Origin of the sequence: Janibacter alkaliphilus (genome assembly GCF_013408565.1) — a bacterium.
Lineage (GTDB): Bacteria > Actinomycetota > Actinomycetes > Actinomycetales > Dermatophilaceae > Janibacter > Janibacter alkaliphilus.
The window spans coordinates 2,964,981-2,983,525 of sequence record NZ_JACBZX010000001.1 but is presented as its reverse complement, the minus strand read 5'-3'; the positions used below and the strand labels follow the sequence as shown (position 1 = coordinate 2,983,525).

The following is an 18,545-nucleotide window of genomic DNA, read 5'->3' as shown; positions in this document are numbered from 1 at the left end:
AGGCTCCACCGCTTCCACCCGGGTCGCCACCGCGGCCGGGTCCCAGGTTGCGACACGACGTCGCCCGGCCGTCCCGGCCGTGGTGCACCGGCGTGACGTGCTCTTCAGGTGAGGCTTCTCGTGGACGACGAGGGGCCTCTTCGTCGTTCTCACGGCCTACCAGCACGACCCGATAGAAGGAGCACCACATCAGCGAGCCCCGTATCAACGACCGGATCCGCGTCCCCGAGGTGCGGTTGGTCGGCCCGAACGGCGAGCAGGTCGGCATCGTCCGCGTGGAGGATGCCCTGCGCCTGGCCGCGGAGGCGGACCTCGACCTCGTGGAGGTCGCCCCTCAGGCCAAGCCGCCCGTCGCCAAGCTCATGGACTTCGGCAAGTACAAGTACGAAGCCGCCATGAAGGCCCGGGAGGCCCGCAAGAACCAGGTCAACACGGTCATCAAGGAGATCAAGCTCCGACCGAAGATCGACGGCCACGACTACGGCACGAAGAAGGGCCACGTCGAGCGCTTCCTGGGCGGCGGTGACAAGGTCAAGGTGACCATCATGTTCCGCGGCCGCGAGCAGTCCCGCCCCGAGCTGGGCTTCCGGCTGCTGCAGCGCCTCGCCGAGGACGTCGTCGAGCTCGGCACCGTCGAGTCGGCGCCGAAGCAGGACGGCCGCAACATGGTCATGGTCCTGGCGCCGACCAAGAAGAAGTCCGAGGCCAAGGCGCAGCAGCGCCGGAAGCGGGACGAGGCCAAGGCGGCCGCCCGGCAGGAGCCGAGTGAGGACGTCACCACCGAGGACGTCGCCGACGAGGGCGTCCAGGCCTGACCCCGCGCCGCCGGGCGAGCTCGCCCGGCGGGAGAAGACCACCGCAGCACGACGAAGGAGATCGGCACCATGCCGAAGAACAAGACGCACAGCGGCGCCAAGAAGCGCTTCCGGGTGACCGGGTCGGGGAAGATCATGCGCGAGCGGGCCAACCACGTGCACAAGTTCCACGAGAAGACCCCGCAGCACGCCCGTCGCCTGGCGAACGACGTCGTCGTCGCCAAGGCCGACGAGAAGAAGATCAAGAAGCTGCTCGGTCGCTGACCGACGCCCCCTGACGCACCAGAAGAAGGAGTACTCACGTGGCACGCGTGAAGCGGGCGGTCAACGCCCAGAAGAAGCGCCGGGTCGTCCTCGAGCGCGCCTCCGGCTACCGCGGGCAGCGCTCGCGGCTGTACCGGAAGGCCAAGGAGCAGGTCACCCACAGCCTCGGCTACAGCTACCGCGACCGCCGGCAGAAGAAGGGCGACTTCCGTCGCCTGTGGATCCAGCGGATCAACGCCGGCGCCCGCGCCAACGGTATGACCTACAACCGGTTCATCCAGGGCCTTCGCGCCGCCGACGTCGAGGTCGACCGTCGGATGCTCGCCGAGCTCGCGGTCAACGACGAGGCCGCCTTCGCCGCCCTGGTCGAGATCGCTCGGGCGAACGTGCCGGCCCAGCCGGCCAAGGCCTGAGCCAGCAGCCCCACCCCGAGCGCCGGGAGAGCCGCGTGCTGACCAACCCGAGGTCTGATCGGGTCCGGTCGGTGCGCGCGCTCTCCCGGCGCTCGGTGCGTGCGCGCAGCGGCCGGATCCTCCTCGAGGGCCCGCAGGGCGTCCGCGAGGCGGTGCGGCACGCCCCCGACCAGGTCGTCGACCTCTACCTCACGGCGGAGACGGCCGCGCGCTACCCGGAGATCGCCGACGCCGCTCGGGCGGCCGGCCGCTGGGTGCACGAGGTCAGCGAGGACGTGCTCGCCGCGATGTGCGACGCCGACAGCCCCCAGGGCATGGTCGCGGTCTGCGAGTGGTCGCCGGGCGAGCTGGCGGACGTGCTGGCCAGCGACCCCGCCTGCCTGGTGCTGCTCGCCGAGGTGCGCGACCCGGGCAACCTGGGCACGGTGATCCGTGGCGCCGACGCCGCCGGCGCTGCCGCGGTGCTGGTCAGCGCCGCGTCCGTCGACGTCACCTCCCCGAAGGTGGTCCGCTCCACCGCGGGCTCGCTCTTCCACCTGCCGGTGGTCACCGGCCTCGACGTGACCGAGACGATCGCCCGCCTGCAGGCGTCCGGGATCGTCTGCCACGCCGCCGACGGCGCCGGTGAGCGGACGGTCGACGAGGCCGACCTCGGCCCGGCGCACGCCTGGGTGATGGGCAACGAGGCTCGCGGCCTGCCGCCGGAGGTCGCGCACGCCTGCGACGACGTGCTCCGTGTGCCGATCCACGGGCAGGCCGAGTCGCTCAACCTCGCCATGGCCACGACGCTGTGCGTCTACGCCTCGGCCCGGGCGCAGCGCGGCTGACCCTCCCGGGAGGTCCCTCGCCGAGCTCGGGGGCAGGGGGTGTCGTTGCAGGTGAGCGTCGTCTCGATCCTGGCCAACGAGGCCCGGGCCGCCTACGCTGACCGGCCAGGCAGGGGAGGTCGAGGATGACGACGGTCAGTCATGGGCAGGACCCGGAGCGGGTCGATGCGGTCGGTGAGGCGCTTGGTGTGCTCGCGGAGCGGGTGGACGGGGTGAGTCAGACCGGTCGGGCCGGTGTGGTGGTGCTCGCCGACGCGTGGGGCGGTCCGGACGCGGAGCGCTTCGCGGGGGAGTGGAGCGGCGCGGAGAGCGCGCTCGCCTCGGCGGCGCAGGTGCTGCGGGAGACGGGGAGGATCGCCCGGACCCAGGCGGCCGATCAGCGTTCGGCCAGCGAGGGCGCCGCCACCGGAGGTGCGGGAGCACCGCGGGGCGGGGCACGCGCCGTAACTGCAGCGACCGGTGCGCTCGCCGGGGCGACCGGTGGTGTTCTGGGAGCCGACCCGGAGGACTTCGGCCTCCCCGAGGACTACGAGGACGGCCCGGAGATCCCGTTCAGCGACAAGGGGCAGGTCCCCCAGGGGATGAGCTATGACCCGGTCAACGACGAGCTCGTCTACACCTTCTACGACGAGGACGACGACACCGACGGCGAGATCGTCTTCGTCGACCGCGAGACCGGTGAGGTGACCTCACGGGTGCCGCTGCGGGGCCAGGACCACTACGGTGGCGTCGCGGTGCACGGCGAGTACACGTACGTCTCGGGCGGGGGAGACGTGCAGGTCTACCGGACGGAGGACCTGCGCGACCCGGAGCAGACGTCGGTGGAGCTGCCTGGTCTGGGCAGCTATCCGGTGACGGTGCCTGCCGAGCCCATCGACACCGTCGACACCGCGGCGCACTCGACGGTCACGGTGCACAACGACGAGCTGTACGTCACGCAGTTCACCGAGGACGAGAACACCCCAGGGACGATGTACCGGTACGAGATCGGCGCGGACGGGTCCCCGGTCGGCGACCCCGTCGGCGAGTACGCGGTGCCCCCGCAGACCCAGGGCGTCAGCTTCGACGAGGCCGGCAACGCCTACTTCGCCCAGAGCTATGGCCGAGGCAACACCTCCACCCTGACCCAGCTCAGCCCCTCCGAGCTGCAGGATGGTGGATGGCACGAGGGCGCGGGCACCAGCCAGACCATCCCGAACATGGCGGAGGGCAACGTCATCATCGACGGGCAGCTCTACCAGCTGTACGAGTCGGGGGCAGACAAGTACGACGACTACACAGGGCCGGACGGCATCGTCGAGGAGTTCGCGGGTGAGCTGGACCCGCGGGACCGGGTGACGGTCCACGACCTCCGGCGCTGACGAAACCGGTGCGACCGGTGAGGGCCGCGCGCCATAGACTCACCTGCGATGTCTGGACCGAACACGAACTACGACCCCGTCGAGGTGGCGGCGCTGGACCCGGAGGCGGTCGAGGCCGCCGTCGAGGCCGCGCTCGCCGCGGCTGCCGCGGCCGGCTCGCTCGCCGAGCTCAAGGCCGCCCGGCCGGCCCACCAGGGCGACAAGAGCCCGCTGGCCCTGGCCAACCGCGAGATCGGCGCCCTGCCCCCGAGCGCGAAGGCCGAGGCCGGCAAGCGGGTCGGCGCCGCCCGAGGTCGGGTCAAGCAGGCCTTCGCCGAGCGTGAGGCCGCGCTGGAGGCGGAGCGGGACGAGCAGATCCTGCGCGAGGAGACCATCGACGTCACCCAGCCCACCGGCCGGCGACCGATGGGCCGGCGGCACCCGATCCCGCTGATGTCCGACCGGATCGCCGACCTCTTCGTCGGCATGGGCTGGGAGGTCGCCGAGGGGCCCGAGGTCGAGGCCGAGTGGTTCAACTTCGACGCGCTGAACTTCGACGCCGACCACCCCGCCCGGCAGATGCAGGACACCTTCTACGTCGAGCCGCCCGAGGGGGGCCTCGTGCTGCGCACCCACACCTCCCCGGTGCAGGCCCGGGCGCTGCTCGAGCGCGGCGTGCCGCTCTACGTCGCGGCCATCGGCCGGGTCTTCCGCACCGACGAGCTCGACGCCACGCACATGCCCGCCTTCCACCAGGTCGAGGGGATCGCCGTCGACGAGGGCATCACCATGGCCCACCTCAAGGGCACCCTCGACCGGCTCGCCGGCGAGCTCTTCGGCGACGGCATCACCACCCGGCTGCGCCCCTCCTACTTCCCCTTCACCGAGCCCAGCGCCGAGATGGACCTGCGCTGCTTCGTCTGCCTCGGCCAGGACCCTGACTGCCGCACCTGCAAGGGCACCGGCTGGATCGAGTGGGGCGGCTGCGGGATGGTCAACCGCAACGTGCTCACCGCCTGCGGGGTCGACCCGGAGCGCTACACCGGCTTCGCCTTCGGGATGGGCATCGACCGGGCGCTGATGTTCCGGACCGGGGTGTCCGACATGCGCGACATGATCGAGGGAGACGTGCGCTTCGACGCGCAGTTCGGGATGGAGATCTGATGCGGGTACCGCTCGACTGGCTCGGCGAGCACGTCAGCCTCCCCGACGGGGTCACCGGCGCCCAGGTCGCCGCCGACCTCGTCCGGGTCGGCCTCGAGGAGGAGGGGCTGCACACCGGCGACGTCACCGGCCCGCTCGTCGTCGGCCGGGTGCTCACCATGCAGCCCGAGGAGCAGAAGAACGGCAAGACGATCAACTGGTGCACCGTCGACGTCGGTGACGCGAACGGCACCGGCGAGCCCCAGGGCATCGTCTGCGGCGCGCACAACTTCGCGCCCGGCGACCTCGTCGTCGTCATCCTCCCCGGCGGCGTGCTCCCGGGCGGCTTCGAGATCACCGCCCGCAAGACCTACGGGCACGTCAGCGCCGGGATGATCTGCTCGGTCGCCGAGCTCGGTATCGGCGAGGACCACGACGGCATCCTCGTCATCACCGACCGCCCCGACGCGGACGGCCTGGTGCCCGGCCAGGACGCCATCGGTCTCCTCGGCCTCGACCGGGAGACCGTCGAGATCAACGTCACCCCGGACCGCGGCTACTGCTTCGCGATCCGTGGCGTCGCCCGTGAGTACGCCGCCTCCACCGGTGCCGCCTTCACCGACCCGGCCACCGGGCTCGGCCAGCGGGCACCGAAGGGGGACGAGAGCGGTCACCCGGTCCGCCTGGAGGACGCCGCGCCGATCCGTGGCCGCCAGGGCTGCGACCGCTACGTGGCGCGGGTCGTGCGCGGCGTCGACGTCGCCGCGCCCACCCCGGGCTGGATGGCCACCCGCCTCACCGAGGCCGGGATGCGCCCGATCTCGCTGCCGGTGGACATCACGAACTACGTCATGCTCGACCTCGGGCAGCCGCTGCACGCCTTCGACGCGGCCACCCTGCAGGGCCCGATCGTCGTCCGCCGGGCACGACCCGGCGAGCGGCTGACCACCCTCGACGACGTCGACCGGGCGCTGTCCGAGGAGGACCTGCTCATCACCGAGGACGGCGAGCGGCCGCTGGCCATCGCCGGGGTGATGGGCGGCGAGGACAGCGAGGTCGGCGAGAGCACCACCGACGTGCTCATCGAGGCGGCGCACTTCGACCCGGTCACCGTGGCCCGCTCGGCGCGACGGCACAAGCTGCCGTCGGAGGCCTCCCGCCGCTTCGAGCGCGGCGTCGACCCGGCACTGGCGCCGGCCGCCGCCCAGCTGGCCGTCGACCTGCTCGTCGAGCACGGTGGTGGCCACGTCGACGCAGGCGTGACCGATGTCGGGGAGCCGCTGCTGCCGCAGCCGGTCACCCTGCCCGCCGGGATGCCCGGCCGGATCGTCGGCGTCGACTACACCCCGGAGCAGGTCACCGACGCGCTGGTCCGGGTCGGCTGCGAGGTCTCCGGGAGCGACCCGATGACCGTCACCCCGCCGACCTGGCGCGGCGACCTGCGCACCGGCGAGGACCTCGTCGAGGAGGTCGCCCGGCTCGTGGGCTACGACCAGATCCCGTCGGTGCTGCCGGTGCCCACCGGCGGCAGCGGGCTGACCCACGCGCAGCGGGTCCGTCGCCTCGTCGCCGAGGTGGTCGCCGCCCAGGGGCTGCACGAGGTGTGGGCCGCCCCCTTCGTCGGGGACGAGCAGCACGCCGCCCTCGGGCTGGACGTCGCGGCCGAGCGGTCCCGCACCGTCACCGTGGCCAACCCGCTGTCCGAGGAGCAGCCGCTGCTGCGCACCCGGCTGCTGACCAGCCTGGTGGAGACGCTGCGCCGCAACGTCTCCCGCGGCGGCCGCGATCTCGGGCTCTTCGAGATCGGGCTGGTCGTCGCGCGGGAGGGCGAGCAGCGCAGCGCACCGACGGTGGACGTCGGCATCCAGCCGGACGACAGCACGATGGAGCGGATCCGGGCCGCGGTGCCGGACCAGCCGCGCCACCTCGGTCTCGTCCTGGCCGGCGACCGGGACCGGGCCGGCTGGTGGGGCACCGGTCGACCGGCCGACCTCGGCGACGCGATCGAGATCGTCCGGGCGGTGGGGGAGAGCCTCGCCGTCGAGCTCGTCCTGGCCGCCGACGCGGAGCCTCCCTTCCACCCCGGCCGGTGCGCCCGGGTGAGCCTGACCGACGGCACCCTCGTCGGGCACGTCGGCGAGCTGCACCCGAAGGCCGTCTCCCGGCTCGGTCTGCCGGAGCGCACCGTCGCCGCCGAGCTCGATCTCGACGTGCTGGTCGTCGCCTCCGGCGAGCCGGTGCAGGCGCAGACCCTGTCGACCTACCCGGTGGCCCGCAGCGACGTGGCCCTCGTGGTCGACGACGGGGTCCCGGCCGCCGACGTCACCGCGGCCCTGCGCCGCGGGGCGGGGGGCTCGCTGGAGTCGCTGGAGCTCTTCGACGTCTACCGCGGCGACCAGACCGGTCAGGGCAGCAGGTCGCTGGCCTACCGGCTGGGCTTCCGCGCGGAGGATCGCACGCTGACCACCGACGAGGTCAGCGCCCTGCGCGACCAGGCGGTCGCCGAGGCGGCCGCCGCCACCGGGGCGGTGCAGCGGTGACCGGCCCTCGGGTGGCCCTGGTCACCGGCGCGAACCGGGGGATCGGCGCCTTCGTCGCGGACGCCCTGGAGGCCGATGGCTGGGTCGTCGAGCGGGGCTCGTCGGCGGTCGCCGACACCACCGACCGGGCCGCGGTCGAGGCCTGGGTCGGGGAGGTCGGGGAGCGCCACGGGCGGCTAGACCTGCTCGTGAACAACGCCGGGGTGATGGAGCAGGAGGTGACGCTGCCGGAGTCCGACCCGGACGAGTGGTGGCGCACCGTCGAGGTCAACGTCCGCGGGCCCTACCTCGTCACCCGAGCCGCCTGGCCGCTGCTCGTGGCCGCCGGGGGGCGGGTCATCAACCTCAACAGCGGCGCCGGGGTGCGACCGGGTCTGCAGGCGTCGGCCTACAACGTCAGCAAGACCGCGCTGGCCCGGATCACCGGGAGCACCGACCTGGCCGGACGCGAGGTCGGGGTCCGCGCCTTCGACCTGGCGCCGGGCGTGGTGCGCACGGACATGACCGCGGCGATGCGGGCGCACGCCGACCGCACCGACTGGACCACGCCGGAGCAGGTGCTCGAGCTCGTCCGGGCCCTGGTCGACGGCCGGCTGGACGCCTACTCGGGGCGGATGGTGCGCGCCGGGGTCGACGACGTCGCCACCCTCGTCGCCGCCGCGGACCGGCTGGGGGAGCGAGAGCGCACGATCACCGTGGTCCCCTACGCCGACGACGATCCCCTCGTCCCCTGATCCACAACTGCCCGGGCAATTCACAGCCACCTGCGCAACTGCCCGGGCAATTCACAGTCACCCGCGCAACTGCCCGGGCAATTCACAGTCACCCCGGCAACTGCCCGGGCAATTCGCAGCCTCCTGCGCAACTGCCCGGGCAGTTGCGGGTGGAGGGTGGCCGGTGTGAATACTTCTGGCTAGGTGCGTATAGTCATGCAGGTGTTCACCGCAGCCATCGCCGGAGCCAGCGGCTACGCCGGCGCCGAGATCGCCCGTCTGCTCCTGCGTCACCCCGAGGTGGAGATCGGGGCGCTGACCGCCTCCGGCAACGCCGGGTCCCCGGTCCGTGAGGTCGCCCCGAACCTCGTGCCGCTGGCCGACCGGGTGCTCGCCCCGACCACCGTCGAGGAGCTCTCCGGCCACGACGTCGTCTTCCTCGCGCTGCCGCACGGGCACTCCGCCGAGATCGCCGCGCAGCTGCCGGAGGAGACCCTCGTCGTCGACTGCGGCGCGGACTACCGGCTCGAGGACGAGAGCGCCTGGACCACCTTCTACGACACCCCCTACGCCGGGGCGTGGCCCTACGGCATGCCCGAGCTCGTCCGCTCCGACGGCAGCCGTGCCCGGGACGCCCTGCGCGGCGCCCGCCGGATCGCCGTCCCCGGCTGCTACCCGACCGCGGTCAGCCTGGCCATGGCGCCCGGCCTGGCCGTCGGCGTGGTCGCCCCCGAGGACCTCGTCATCGTCGCCGCATCCGGCACCTCCGGGGCCGGCCGCTCGGTCAAGCCGCACCTGCTCGGCAGCGAGGTCATGGGCTCGATGTCGCCCTACGGGGTCGGTGGCGCGCACCGGCACACCCCGGAGATCGAGCAGAACCTCGGCCGCGCCGCCGGCTCCGCCACCACCGTCTCCTTCACCCCGACGCTCGCCCCGATGCCCCGCGGCATCCTGGCCACCGCGACCGGGCGGCTGGCCGACGGCGCCGATCCGGCCACGGTCCGCGCCGCCTGGGAGGACACCTACGCGGCCGAGCCCTGCGTGCGCCTGCTCCCCGAGGGCAGCTGGCCGCGGACCAGCGACGTCCTCGGCAGCAACGTCGTCGAGGTCCAGGTCACCGTGGACGAGCGGGTCGGCCGGGTGATCGCCGTGGCTGCCGTCGACAACCTCACGAAGGGGACCGGCGGCGCCGCCGTGCAGTGCATGAACATCGCCCTGGGGCAGGACGAGACCACCGGCCTCCCGCTGGCCGGGCTCGCCCCGTGAGCCGTCCCGGACCGAGCCGCACCCACCCTCCGGAAGGACACCGCCGATGAGCACCACCCACCCCGCCGGCTTCCGTGCCAGCGGCGTCACCGCCGGGCTGAAGGCCTCCGGCGCCTCCGACGTCGCGCTGCTGGTCAACGACGGCCCGGACCACCACGCGGCCGCGGTCTTCACCGGCAACCGTGTCGAGGCCGCCCCGGTCACCTGGTCCCGTCAGGTCGTCGCCGACGGCCGGGCCGACGCGGTCGTGCTCAACTCCGGCGGCGCCAACGCCTGCACCGGCGCCCAGGGCTTCACCGACACCCACCGCACCGCCGAGCACGTCGCCGGGGTCCTCGAGGTCTCCGCCGGTGACGTCGTCGTCTGCAGCACCGGGCTCATCGGTGAGCTGCTGCCGATGGACAAGCTGCTCCCGGGCGTCGACGCCGCCGCCGCGGCGCTCACCGGCGACGGCGGCCCGGACGCGGCCCGGGCGATCATGACCACCGACTCGGTCCCCAAGACCGCCGTCGCCCAGCGGGACGGCTGGAGCGTCGGCGGGATGGCGAAGGGGGCCGGCATGCTCGCCCCCGCGCTGGCCACCATGCTCGTCGTGGTGACCACCGACGCGGTCACCACCCCCGAGCAGCTGGACGCCGCGCTGCGCGAGGCGACCCGGACCACCTTCGACCGGATCGACTCCGACGGCTGCATGTCCACCAACGACGCCGTCGTCGCGCTCTCCTCCGGGGCCTCCGGGGTGACGCCGGCCCCCGACGAGCTGACCGAGGCGCTGCGCGAGGTCTGCGGCGAGCTGGCCCGGGCGCTCATCGGCGACGCCGAGGGCGCCGCCCACGACATCGCCGTGACCGTCCGCCGGGCGGCCACCGAGGAGGACGGGCTCGAGGTGGCCCGCGCGGTCACCCGCAGCAACCTGCTCAAGTGCGCGATCTTCGGCCAGGACCCCAACTGGGGCCGGGTGCTCTCCGCGGTCGGCACCACCGCGGCCACCTTCGACCCCCGCGACCTCGACGTCTCGATCAACGACGTCATGGTCTGCCGGGAGAGCGGCGTCGGCGAGGACCGCGACCTGGTCAGCCTCGCCGAGCGCGAGGTCCGCATCGACATCGACCTGAAGTCCGGCGAGGAGGAGGTCACGGTGTGGACCAACGACCTCACCCACGACTACGTCCACGAGAACTCCGCGTACTCCACCTGAGCGCGTACCTCACTCGAGCGACCGACCACCTGAGCGACCGATCCACCTGAGCGAGCAGCCCATGAGCGACGACACCCCCAGCACCGGCCTCGGCGCGACCGCGCCGGCCCCGACCAGCCCCGCCCCGGCGCCCACCGACGCCACCCTGCGCGGCGCCATCGACGCGGCCGCGCTGCGGGTGGCGCGCACCAAGGCGACCACCCTCGTCGAGGCGCTGCCGTGGCTGGAGCAGTTCCGCGACGCGCTGGTCGTCATCAAGTACGGCGGCAACGCCATGACCAACCCCGAGCTGAAGGCCGCCTTCGCCCAGGACGTCGTCTTCCTGCGCTACGCCGGGCTGCGCCCGGTGGTGGTGCACGGCGGCGGTCCGCAGATCCAGGCGATGCTCGACCGGCTCGGGCTGGAGAGCGAGTTCCGCGGCGGGCTGCGGGTGACCACCCCGGAGGTCATGGAGGTCGTCCGGATGGTGCTCACCGGCCAGGTCGGCCGCGAGCTCGTCGGCCTGCTCAACCAGCACGGCCCGGTGGCCGTCGGTCTCTCCGGCGAGGACGCCGCGCTCTTCGGGGCCCGCCGACGCGGCACCGTCGTCGACGGCGAGGAGGTCGACCTCGGGCTCGTCGGCGACGTCGAGACCGTCGACCCCTCGGCGGTCCAGGACATCCTCGACGCCGGCCGGATCCCGGTGGTCTCGACGATCGCCCCCGACCTCGACCACGACGGCCAGGTGCTCAACGTCAACGCCGACACCGCCGCGGCCGCCCTGGCCGCCGCGCTGCGGGCGAAGAAGCTCGTCGTGCTCACCGACGTCGAGGGCATCTACGCCGACTGGCCCGACCGGGGCTCGCTGCTGCGCGGGCTCACCGTCTCCGGGGCCCGCGACCTGCTGGAGCGGGTCGACACCGGGATGATCCCCAAGCTCGAGGCCTGCATCCACGCGGTCTCCCGCGGCGTGCCGCAGGCGCACGTCGTCGACGGGCGCGAGCCGCACTCCATGCTGCTCGAGCTCTTCACCAAGGAGGGCGTGGGCACGATGATCCGCCCGGACGACGACGAGACCGAGGACGAGACCGGCGAAGGGAGCCCGTCATGACCGAGCTGCGCCACCCCTCCCAGGAGCAGCAGGCGCTGCTGGAGCGCTACCGCGGCAGCCACGTCGGGGTCTTCGGCCAGCCCGGGCTGGTGCTGACCCACGGCGACGGCGCCTGGGTCTGGGACGTCGACGGCCACCGCTACCTCGACCTGCTCGGCGGGATCGCGGTCAACCTCCTCGGCCACGGCCACCCCGAGCTCGTCGCGGCGGTCTCGAAGCAGGCCGGTGAGGCCGTGCACGTCTCCAACTTCTTCACCACCACCGCGCAGATCGAGGCGGCCGAGACGCTGCTGGAGGTGGCCGGGGCGCCCGAGGGCAGCGGGGTCTTCTTCGCCAACAGCGGCGCCGAGGCCAACGAGGCGGCGATCAAGCTGGCCCGCAAGACCGGCCGGCCCGGCATCGTGTCGGTCTCCGGCGCCTTCCACGGGCGCACCACCGGCGCGCTGGCGCTGACCCACAAGGAGTCGCACCGGGCGCCCTTCGAGCCGCTGCTGCCCGGGGTGACCCATGTCCCGGCCGGCGACGTCGCCGCGCTGGAGGCGGCGGTCGGCCCGGACACCGGCATGGTCATCCTCGAGCCGCTGCAGGGCGAGGCCGGGGTCGTGCCGCTGCCCGAGGGCTACCTGGCCGCCGCCCGCCGGATCACCACCGAGGCCGGCGCCCTGCTCGTCGTCGACGAGATCCAGACCGGGGTCGGTCGGACCGGGGCCTGGTTCGCCCACCAGCACGAGGGCGTGAGGCCGGACGCGATGACCCTGGCGAAGGGGTTGGGCGGCGGCGTGCCCGTCGGCGCCATGGTCACCTTCGGCCCCGAGGTCACCGGGATGCTCACCGCCGGTCAGCACGGCACCACCTTCGGCGGCAACCCGCTGGCCTGCAGCGCGGTGCTCGCCGTGCTGCGCACCGTCCATGAGAAGAGGCTGGTCGAGCACGCCCGCGCCGCCGGGCAGCGCCTGGCCGAGCGGGTCGAGGCGCTGGGCGACCCGCGGGTGGCCCAGGTGCGCGGCGCCGGCCTGCTGCGCGGCATCGTGCTCACCGAGCCGCTGGCCGCGGCCGCGGTCGCCGCTGCTCGCGAGCGCGGCTTCATCATCAACCCGGTCGCGCCCGACGTCATCCGGCTGGCCCCGCCGCTGGTGGTCACCGACGACCAGCTGGACACCTTCGTCGACGCGCTGCCGGCGATCCTCGACGCCGCCCAGGCCGCCCACCAGGAGGCTGCGCCATGACCGTCCGGCACCTGCTCGCCGACGACGACCTGTCCGCGGCCGAGCAGCGTCAGGTGCTCGACCTGGCGCTGGAGCTCAAGGCCGACCGCTACGCCCGCCGGCCCCTGGAGGGCCCGCAGGCGGTGGCGATCATCTTCGACAAGCCGACGCTGCGCACCCAGCTGTCCTTCAGCACCGGGATCGCCGAGCTCGGCGGTCACCCGATGATCCTCGACGGCGGGCTGGCCCAGGTCGGCACCCGCGAGCCGGTCGAGGACGTCGCCAGGGTGATCGGGCGCCAGGTGAGCGCCGTCGTGTGGCGAACCTTCGGCCAGGACCGGCTCGCGCTGATGGCCGAGCACGCCGGCGTCCCGGTGGTCAACGGCCTGACCGACGACTACCACCCGTGCCAGCTGCTCGCCGACCTCATGACGGTCCGGGAGCACCACGGCGAGCTGGCCGGGCGCACCCTGACCTACGTCGGCGACGGCGCCAACAACATGGCCCACTCCTACCTGCTGGCCGGGGCCCTGGCCGGGATGCACGTGCGGATCGGCACGCCGGGCTCGCACCAGCCGCGCCCGGACATCCTGGAGCGTGCCGCGGCGCACGCCACGGCCCAGGGCGGCTCGGTGGCGGTCACCGACGACCCGGTGACGGCCGTCGCCGGGGCGCACGCGGTGGCCACCGACACCTGGGTGTCGATGGGCATGGAGGAGCAGCAGGAGGGACGCACCGGCGCGAGCACCCCCTTCGCCCGTTTCGCCCTCACCCGGGACCTGCTCGCGCACGCCGCGTCGGACGCGGTGGTGCTGCACTGCCTGCCGGCCTACCGCGGGGCGGAGATCGAGGCCGAGGTCATCGACGGGCCGCGTTCGGTGGTCTGGCAGGAGGCCGAGAACCGGCTGCACGCCCAGAAGGCGCTGCTGACCTTCCTCCTCGAGGCGGGCGACGAGGGGTCGCGGTGACGGTGGCCACCCGTCCCGGCCGCCAGGCCCGCATCAGCCAGCTGCTGCACGACCACGCGGTGCGCAGCCAGGCCGAGCTGCTGGCGCTGCTGGCCGCCGACGGCATCGACGTCACGCAGGCGACGCTCTCCCGCGACCTGCTGGACCTGCGCGCGGAGAAGGTCCGGGTCGGCCGGGACCTGGTCTACGCCGTCCCCGGCGAAGGGGGCGACCGCACCCCGCGGGCCGCGGTCGACCCGGCCGAGACCGACGCCCGGCTCCGTCGGCTGTGCGAGGAGCTGCTGGTCACCGCCGAGGTCAGCGCCCAGCTGGTGGTCGTGCGCACCCCTCCCGGTGCGGCCAGCTATCTCGGCTCGGCGATCGACCACGCCCGGCTGCAGGACGTGCTCGGCACCATCGCCGGGGATGACACCCTGATGATCATCACCACCAACCCCAGCGCCGGGCGGCCGCTGGCCGACCGGCTGCTGGCGCTCGGCAGCGCCGGGACCGACGGCGCCAGCACCGAGAGCCTGAAGCCCGAGCGCACCACCACCGAGCGCACCCGCACCGACAGCACCCGCACCGACAGCACCCAGGAGAGCCCGTGAGCACGCCGCAGACCGACCAGCCCGCCGAGCGCGTCAGCCTCTGGGGCGGCCGCTTCGCCGGCGGGCCGAGCGAGGCGCTCGCCGAGCTGTCCCGCTCCACCCACTTCGACTGGCGGCTGGCCCCCTACGACATCGCCGGCTCCCGCGCGCACGCCCGGGTGCTGCACACCGCTGGCCTGCTCGACGAGACTGCCCTGGCGGCCATGCTGCAGGCCCTGGAGCAGCTGCGCGCGGACGTCGCGAGCGGCGTCTTCGCCCCGGACCCGGACGACGAGGACGTGCACACCGCGCTGGAGCGCGGGCTGATCGAGCGCGCCGGGCCCGAGGTGGGTGGCCGGCTGCGCGCCGGGCGCTCCCGCAACGACCAGGTGGCCACCCTCTTCCGGATGTACCTGCGCGACCACGCCCGGGTGGTCGGCGGGCACGTGCTCGACGTCGTCGCGGCGCTGCTGCAGCAGGCCCGGGAGCACCTGGACGTGGCCATGCCGGGCCGTACCCACCTGCAGCACGCCCAGCCGGTGCTGCTGAGCCACCACCTGCTCGCGCACGCCTGGGCGCTGCTGCGCGACGTCGAGCGGCTGCTCGACTGGGACCGGCGAACCGCCCTGAGCCCGTACGGCTCCGGGGCGCTGGCGGGCAGCTCGCTCGGCCTGGACCCGGAGGCCGTGGCCGCCGACCTCGGCTTCGACGGTGCGGTGCAGAACTCCATCGACGGCACCGCCTCCCGCGACTTCGTCGCCGAGCTCGCCTTCGTCGCCGCGATGACCGCGGTGGACGTCTCCCGGCTGTCCGAGGAGGTCATCCTGTGGGCGACGAAGGAGTTCGGCTTCGTCACCCTCGACGACGCCTTCTCCACCGGCTCGAGCATCATGCCGCAGAAGAAGAATCCGGACGTCGCCGAGCTGGCCCGCGGCAAGGCCGGCCGGCTGGTCGGCGACCTGGCCGGCCTGCTGACCACGCTCAAGGCGCTGCCGCTGGCCTACAACCGGGACCTGCAGGAGGACAAGGAGCCGGTCTTCGACGCCGTCGACACCCTCGAGCTGCTGCTGCCCGCGGTAGCCGGGATGGTCGGCACGCTGACCTTCCACGGCGAGCGGATGGCCGAGCTCGCCCCGCAGGGCTTCTCGCTGGCCACCGACGTCGCCGAGTGGCTGGTCCGCGAGGGGGTGCCCTTCCGGGTCGCCCACGAGGTGGCCGGGGCCTGCGTGCAGGCCTGCGAGTCCCGCGGGATCGAGCTGTGGGACCTCACCGACGCCCAGCTGGCCGAGATCTCCGAGCACCTGCACCCGGGGGTGCGCGAGGTGCTCTCCGTTGCGGGCTCGCTCGCCTCGCGCGACGCCAAGGGCGGCACCGCCCCGGCCCGGGTCGCCGAGCAGCTGGACGCGGCTGCGGCCCGCGCCGCCGAGCTGGGGGAGTGGACCGCCACCCGGATCGTGGCGCGCTGAGCGTGCCCGCGACCGCCGGGGCGGGACGGGCCTGGACCCGTGCCGAGCTGGCCACCGACCCGCTGGTGGTGGCTCCTGCCCTGCTGGGCAGCACGCTGACCCACGGCTCGGTGACGCTCCGGCTCACCGAGGTGGAGGCCTACCGGGGCGCCGACGACCCGGGCAGCCACGGCTACCGCGGCCCGACGCCGCGCACCGCGGTGATGTTCGGGCCGGCCGGGCACCTCTACGTCTACCTCTCCTACGGGGTGCACTGGTGCGCCAACGTCGTCTGCGGCGAGGACGGCACCTGCGCGGCCGTGCTGCTGCGGGCCGGCGAGGTGGTCGCCGGGCACGAGGAGGTGGCTGCCCGGCGGGCGGGGATCCGCCCCCGGGACCACGCCCGCGGACCCGGCCGGCTGACCCGGTCCCTGGGGCTGGACGGCGGCCACGACGGTGCCGTCCTCGTCGGCGATCGGGCCGACCCGGTGCTGCGGCACCCCGAGGTGGCGGTCGACCCGGGCGCGGTGCGCACCGGCCCCCGCGTGGGCGTCTCCGGGCCCGGCGGCGACGGGCAGCGGCACCCGTGGCGCTACTGGCTGGCCGACGAGCCGACCGTCTCGCCCTATCGCCCCGGTCGGCCACGACGCACCTGAGCGACCGCCCGGAGCGGCCGCCTGCCGGACTTGCCCCGGACGTGCCTCGGCCGCGGGCACCGGTTCAGGGGTCCGGTGCGCGCGGCCGAGGTGGTTCGCGGTGGCCGGGTCAGGCCACGCTGGAGAGGATCTCCTGCACCTCCTCGGCCGAGGTGGCCGCCTCGAGCCGGGCCACCTGCGCCTTGTCCGAGAAGATCTTGGCCAGCTTCGCGAGGATCGCCAGGTGCTCGTCACCGGCGCCGGCGACCCCGACGACGAAGGTGGCCGGCTTGCCCTTCCAGTCCACCGGCTCGTCGTAGCGGACGAAGGAGACGGCGGTGCGGCGGATGGCCCCCTTCGCCTCGTTGGTGCCGTGCGGGATCGCCAGGCCGTTGCCCATGAAGGTGGACACCGAGGTCTCCCGCTCGTGCATCGCCTCGACGTAGGCGGGCTCGACCGCCCCGGTCCGCACGAGCAGCTGACCGGCCTCCTCGATGGCCTCGGTCATCGACGAGGCGCCGCCGCCGAGGACGATGGACCCGGTGGACAGCACCGGGTCGCTGGTCCCCTTCGTGCCGTCGGTGCCGTCCGTGCCCTCGCCACCGTCGCGGTCGTCGTCGGGCGAGCTCGCGGGCGCGGCGCCCGCCCCGGCACCGGCAGCGCCGGCACCGGCAGCGCCTGCGCCAGCAGCGCCCGCACCGACGGTCGCGCCGGCGTTCGTCCGGTGCAGCAGCTCGACGATCTCGTCGTAGCGCGGGCTGCCCATGAAGTTCTCCACCGACACGTGCGTGGCCGAGGCGGTGCGCTGCTGGGCGCGGGCGGTGAGGTCCTGGTGGGTGACCACGAGGTCGTAGTCGTCGCCCAGGCTGGAGATGGCCTTGTTGACCACGGTGACGTCGTCGAATCCGGCCTCGGTGATCTTCCGGCGCAGCACCGAGGCACCCATCGCGGACGACCCCATGCCGGCGTCGCAGGCGAAGACGATGCTGTGGATCGGGCGCTCCCGGTCCGCGCCGGCACCGCCGCCGAGCGCTCCGCTGGCCACCGACTTCTTCCCCTTCATCGCCTCCATGCTGGCGGTCGCCTGGGAGAGGTCGCCCTCGTCCTCGCTGCGGTCGAGCTTGAGCAGGAAGGCGGCCACGAGGAAGGTGACGGTGCAGGAGAGGATCACCGAGAGGATGACCCCGACGAAGGTGTCCGCGGGCGTCTGCAGCAGCACCGCGATGATCGAGCCGGGCGCCGCCGGGGCACGCAGCCCGGAGTCGAAGAGGACGTTGGTGAAGACGCCGGTCATGCCGCCGAGGATCAGCGCCAGGATGAGCCGCGGCTTGGCCAGCACGTACGGGAAGTCGCAAGGGCTGGATGGAGGTCTGCCAGAACCAGACCTCGGTCGGCTACCAGTACGACGGCTTCGCCGAGTACATGACCGTCCCGGAGCAGGTGCTCAAGGTCGACGGCCTCAACCGCATCCCGGACAACGTCGACTTCGACGAGGCCTCGGCCGCCGAGCCCTTCGCCTGCGCCATCAACGCCCAGGAGCAGCTCGGTATCGAGGAGGGCGACTTCACCGTCGTCTTCGGCGCCGGACCGATCGGCTGCATGCACATCCGGATCGCCCGCGGGGTGCACAAGGTGGGCACCGTGGTCCTGGTGGACATCAACGACGAGCGGCTGCAGATGTCCGCGGACGCGGTCCAGCCCGACCACGTCGTCAACGCCGCCGAGGTGGACGTCGTCGAGAAGATCATGGAGCTCACGGACGGCCGTGGCGCCGACGTCATCATCACCGCGACGCCGGCCAACGTGACCCAGGAGCAGGCGATCTCGATGGCCGCCCGGCAGGGCCGGATCTCCTTCTTCGGGGGGCTGCCCAAGACCGACCCGACGATCACCGCCGACTCCAACCTCATCCACTACCGGCAGCTGCACGTGCACGGCGCGAACGGCTCCTCGCCGGACCACAACAAGCGGGCGCTGGAGTACATCTCCACCGGTCAGGTGCCGGTCAAGGACCTCATCACCCGGCGGCTGCCGCTGGAGCAGGCGCTGGACGCCTTCGACATCGTCGCCCGGGGCGAGGCCATCAAGGTGACCATCGAGCCCTGAGCGGGCAC

Annotated in this window: 18 protein-coding genes; 17 read left to right on the top strand and 1 reads right to left on the bottom strand. The window is 73.6% G+C overall.

The genetic code is table 11. The features are described 5' to 3' along the window. Window positions 1–188: 188 nt before the first annotated feature. The 16 genes from infC (at window position 189) to BJY28_RS14040 (ending at window position 16,452) form a co-directional block, all read left to right on the top strand. Window positions 189–815 (top strand): translation initiation factor IF-3, encoded by a 627-nt coding sequence (gene infC, locus BJY28_RS14115; RefSeq protein ID WP_179464179.1) that lies wholly within the window; start codon window positions 189–191, stop codon window positions 813–815. 69 nt (window positions 816–884) lie between these two features. Beyond that, complete coding sequence (gene rpmI / locus BJY28_RS14110) at window positions 885–1,079, top strand: 50S ribosomal protein L35 (RefSeq protein WP_179463562.1); 195 nt, start codon at window positions 885–887, stop codon at window positions 1,077–1,079. A gap of 38 nt (window positions 1,080–1,117) precedes the next feature. Further along, window positions 1,118–1,492, top strand: coding sequence for a 50S ribosomal protein L20 (rplT, locus tag BJY28_RS14105; protein WP_179463561.1), 375 nt, complete (start codon window positions 1,118–1,120; stop codon window positions 1,490–1,492). A 71-nt stretch (window positions 1,493–1,563) separates the two neighbouring features. Next, complete coding sequence (locus BJY28_RS14100; protein ID WP_343037133.1) at window positions 1,564–2,319, top strand: TrmH family RNA methyltransferase; 756 nt, start codon at window positions 1,564–1,566, stop codon at window positions 2,317–2,319. 125 nt (window positions 2,320–2,444) lie between these two features. Then, a complete protein-coding gene (locus tag BJY28_RS14095; RefSeq protein WP_179463559.1) occupies window positions 2,445–3,680 on the top strand; it encodes a WXG100 family type VII secretion target in 1,236 nt (411 codons plus the stop codon). A 48-nt stretch (window positions 3,681–3,728) separates the two neighbouring features. Then, window positions 3,729–4,823 (top strand): phenylalanine--tRNA ligase subunit alpha, encoded by a 1,095-nt coding sequence (pheS, locus tag BJY28_RS14090; protein WP_179463558.1) that lies wholly within the window; start codon window positions 3,729–3,731, stop codon window positions 4,821–4,823. After that, window positions 4,823–7,342 carry a phenylalanine--tRNA ligase subunit beta gene (gene pheT, locus BJY28_RS14085; RefSeq protein WP_179463557.1) on the top strand — a complete coding sequence of 840 codons (2,520 nt, stop codon included), beginning with the start codon at window positions 4,823–4,825 and terminating at the stop codon, window positions 7,340–7,342. Before pheS ends, pheT begins: the two co-directional genes overlap by 1 nt. Continuing rightward, window positions 7,339–8,076, top strand: coding sequence for an SDR family NAD(P)-dependent oxidoreductase (locus tag BJY28_RS14080; RefSeq protein WP_179463556.1), 738 nt, complete (start codon window positions 7,339–7,341; stop codon window positions 8,074–8,076). The genes pheT and BJY28_RS14080 overlap by 4 nt, the downstream gene beginning before the upstream one ends. Window positions 8,077–8,271: 195 nt before the next feature. Next, window positions 8,272–9,321, top strand: a complete 1,050-nt coding sequence (argC, locus tag BJY28_RS14075) for an N-acetyl-gamma-glutamyl-phosphate reductase (RefSeq protein WP_179463555.1) — start codon at window positions 8,272–8,274, stop codon at window positions 9,319–9,321. Between the two features lie 46 nt (window positions 9,322–9,367). Beyond that, window positions 9,368–10,519: a bifunctional glutamate N-acetyltransferase/amino-acid acetyltransferase ArgJ gene (argJ, locus tag BJY28_RS14070; RefSeq protein WP_179463554.1), complete on the top strand. Its 1,152-nt coding sequence runs from the start codon at window positions 9,368–9,370 to the stop codon at window positions 10,517–10,519. A 61-nt stretch (window positions 10,520–10,580) separates the two neighbouring features. Beyond that, window positions 10,581–11,609, top strand: a complete 1,029-nt coding sequence (gene argB, locus BJY28_RS14065; RefSeq protein WP_179463553.1) for an acetylglutamate kinase — start codon at window positions 10,581–10,583, stop codon at window positions 11,607–11,609. Continuing rightward, window positions 11,606–12,835 (top strand): acetylornithine transaminase, encoded by a 1,230-nt coding sequence (locus tag BJY28_RS14060; RefSeq protein WP_179463552.1) that lies wholly within the window; start codon window positions 11,606–11,608, stop codon window positions 12,833–12,835. The genes argB and BJY28_RS14060 overlap by 4 nt, the downstream gene beginning before the upstream one ends. Then, the gene (gene argF / locus BJY28_RS14055) at window positions 12,832–13,782 is read left to right on the top strand and encodes an ornithine carbamoyltransferase (RefSeq protein ID WP_179463551.1); all 951 of its coding nucleotides are present in this window, start codon (window positions 12,832–12,834) and stop codon (window positions 13,780–13,782) included. The genes BJY28_RS14060 and argF overlap by 4 nt, the downstream gene beginning before the upstream one ends. After that, window positions 13,779–14,372 carry an arginine repressor gene (locus tag BJY28_RS14050; protein WP_179463550.1) on the top strand — a complete coding sequence of 198 codons (594 nt, stop codon included), beginning with the start codon at window positions 13,779–13,781 and terminating at the stop codon, window positions 14,370–14,372. Before argF ends, BJY28_RS14050 begins: the two co-directional genes overlap by 4 nt. Further along, window positions 14,369–15,817 carry an argininosuccinate lyase gene (gene argH, locus BJY28_RS14045; RefSeq protein ID WP_179463549.1) on the top strand — a complete coding sequence of 483 codons (1,449 nt, stop codon included), beginning with the start codon at window positions 14,369–14,371 and terminating at the stop codon, window positions 15,815–15,817. The genes BJY28_RS14050 and argH overlap by 4 nt, the downstream gene beginning before the upstream one ends. Before the next feature lie 2 nt (window positions 15,818–15,819). After that, window positions 15,820–16,452: a DNA-3-methyladenine glycosylase gene (locus tag BJY28_RS14040; protein WP_343037132.1), complete on the top strand. Its 633-nt coding sequence runs from the start codon at window positions 15,820–15,822 to the stop codon at window positions 16,450–16,452. A 109-nt stretch (window positions 16,453–16,561) separates the two neighbouring features. Here the strand turns inward: BJY28_RS14040 and BJY28_RS14035 are convergent, their stop codons facing one another. Continuing rightward, window positions 16,562–17,770 (bottom strand): PTS sugar transporter subunit IIA, encoded by a 1,209-nt coding sequence (locus BJY28_RS14035; RefSeq protein WP_343037131.1) that lies wholly within the window; start codon window positions 17,768–17,770, stop codon window positions 16,562–16,564. A gap of 23 nt (window positions 17,771–17,793) precedes the next feature. Between BJY28_RS14035 and BJY28_RS14030 the strand changes: the two genes are divergently transcribed. Beyond that, complete coding sequence (locus tag BJY28_RS14030; RefSeq protein ID WP_218875362.1) at window positions 17,794–18,537, top strand: zinc-binding dehydrogenase; 744 nt, start codon at window positions 17,794–17,796, stop codon at window positions 18,535–18,537. The last annotated feature ends 8 nt before the right edge of the window (window positions 18,538–18,545 follow it).

Excerpts from the sequence above, each read along its gene's own strand:
- BJY28_RS14095 (WP_179463559.1), top strand. The coding sequence starts at position 2,445 with ATGACGACGGTCAGTCATGGGCAGGACCCGGAGCGGGTCGATGCGGTC.
- argF (WP_179463551.1), top strand. The coding sequence starts at position 12,832 with ATGACCGTCCGGCACCTGCTCGCCGACGACGACCTGTCCGCGGCCGAG.
- BJY28_RS14060 (WP_179463552.1), top strand. The coding sequence starts at position 11,606 with ATGACCGAGCTGCGCCACCCCTCCCAGGAGCAGCAGGCGCTGCTGGAG.
- argJ (WP_179463554.1), top strand. The coding sequence starts at position 9,368 with ATGAGCACCACCCACCCCGCCGGCTTCCGTGCCAGCGGCGTCACCGCC.
- argC (WP_179463555.1), top strand. The coding sequence starts at position 8,272 with ATGCAGGTGTTCACCGCAGCCATCGCCGGAGCCAGCGGCTACGCCGGC.
- rpmI (WP_179463562.1), top strand. The coding sequence starts at position 885 with ATGCCGAAGAACAAGACGCACAGCGGCGCCAAGAAGCGCTTCCGGGTG.
- BJY28_RS14030 (WP_218875362.1), top strand. The coding sequence starts at position 17,794 with ATGGAGGTCTGCCAGAACCAGACCTCGGTCGGCTACCAGTACGACGGC.
- pheT (WP_179463557.1), top strand. The coding sequence starts at position 4,823 with ATGCGGGTACCGCTCGACTGGCTCGGCGAGCACGTCAGCCTCCCCGAC.
- argB (WP_179463553.1), top strand. The coding sequence starts at position 10,581 with ATGAGCGACGACACCCCCAGCACCGGCCTCGGCGCGACCGCGCCGGCC.
- pheS (WP_179463558.1), top strand. The coding sequence starts at position 3,729 with ATGTCTGGACCGAACACGAACTACGACCCCGTCGAGGTGGCGGCGCTG.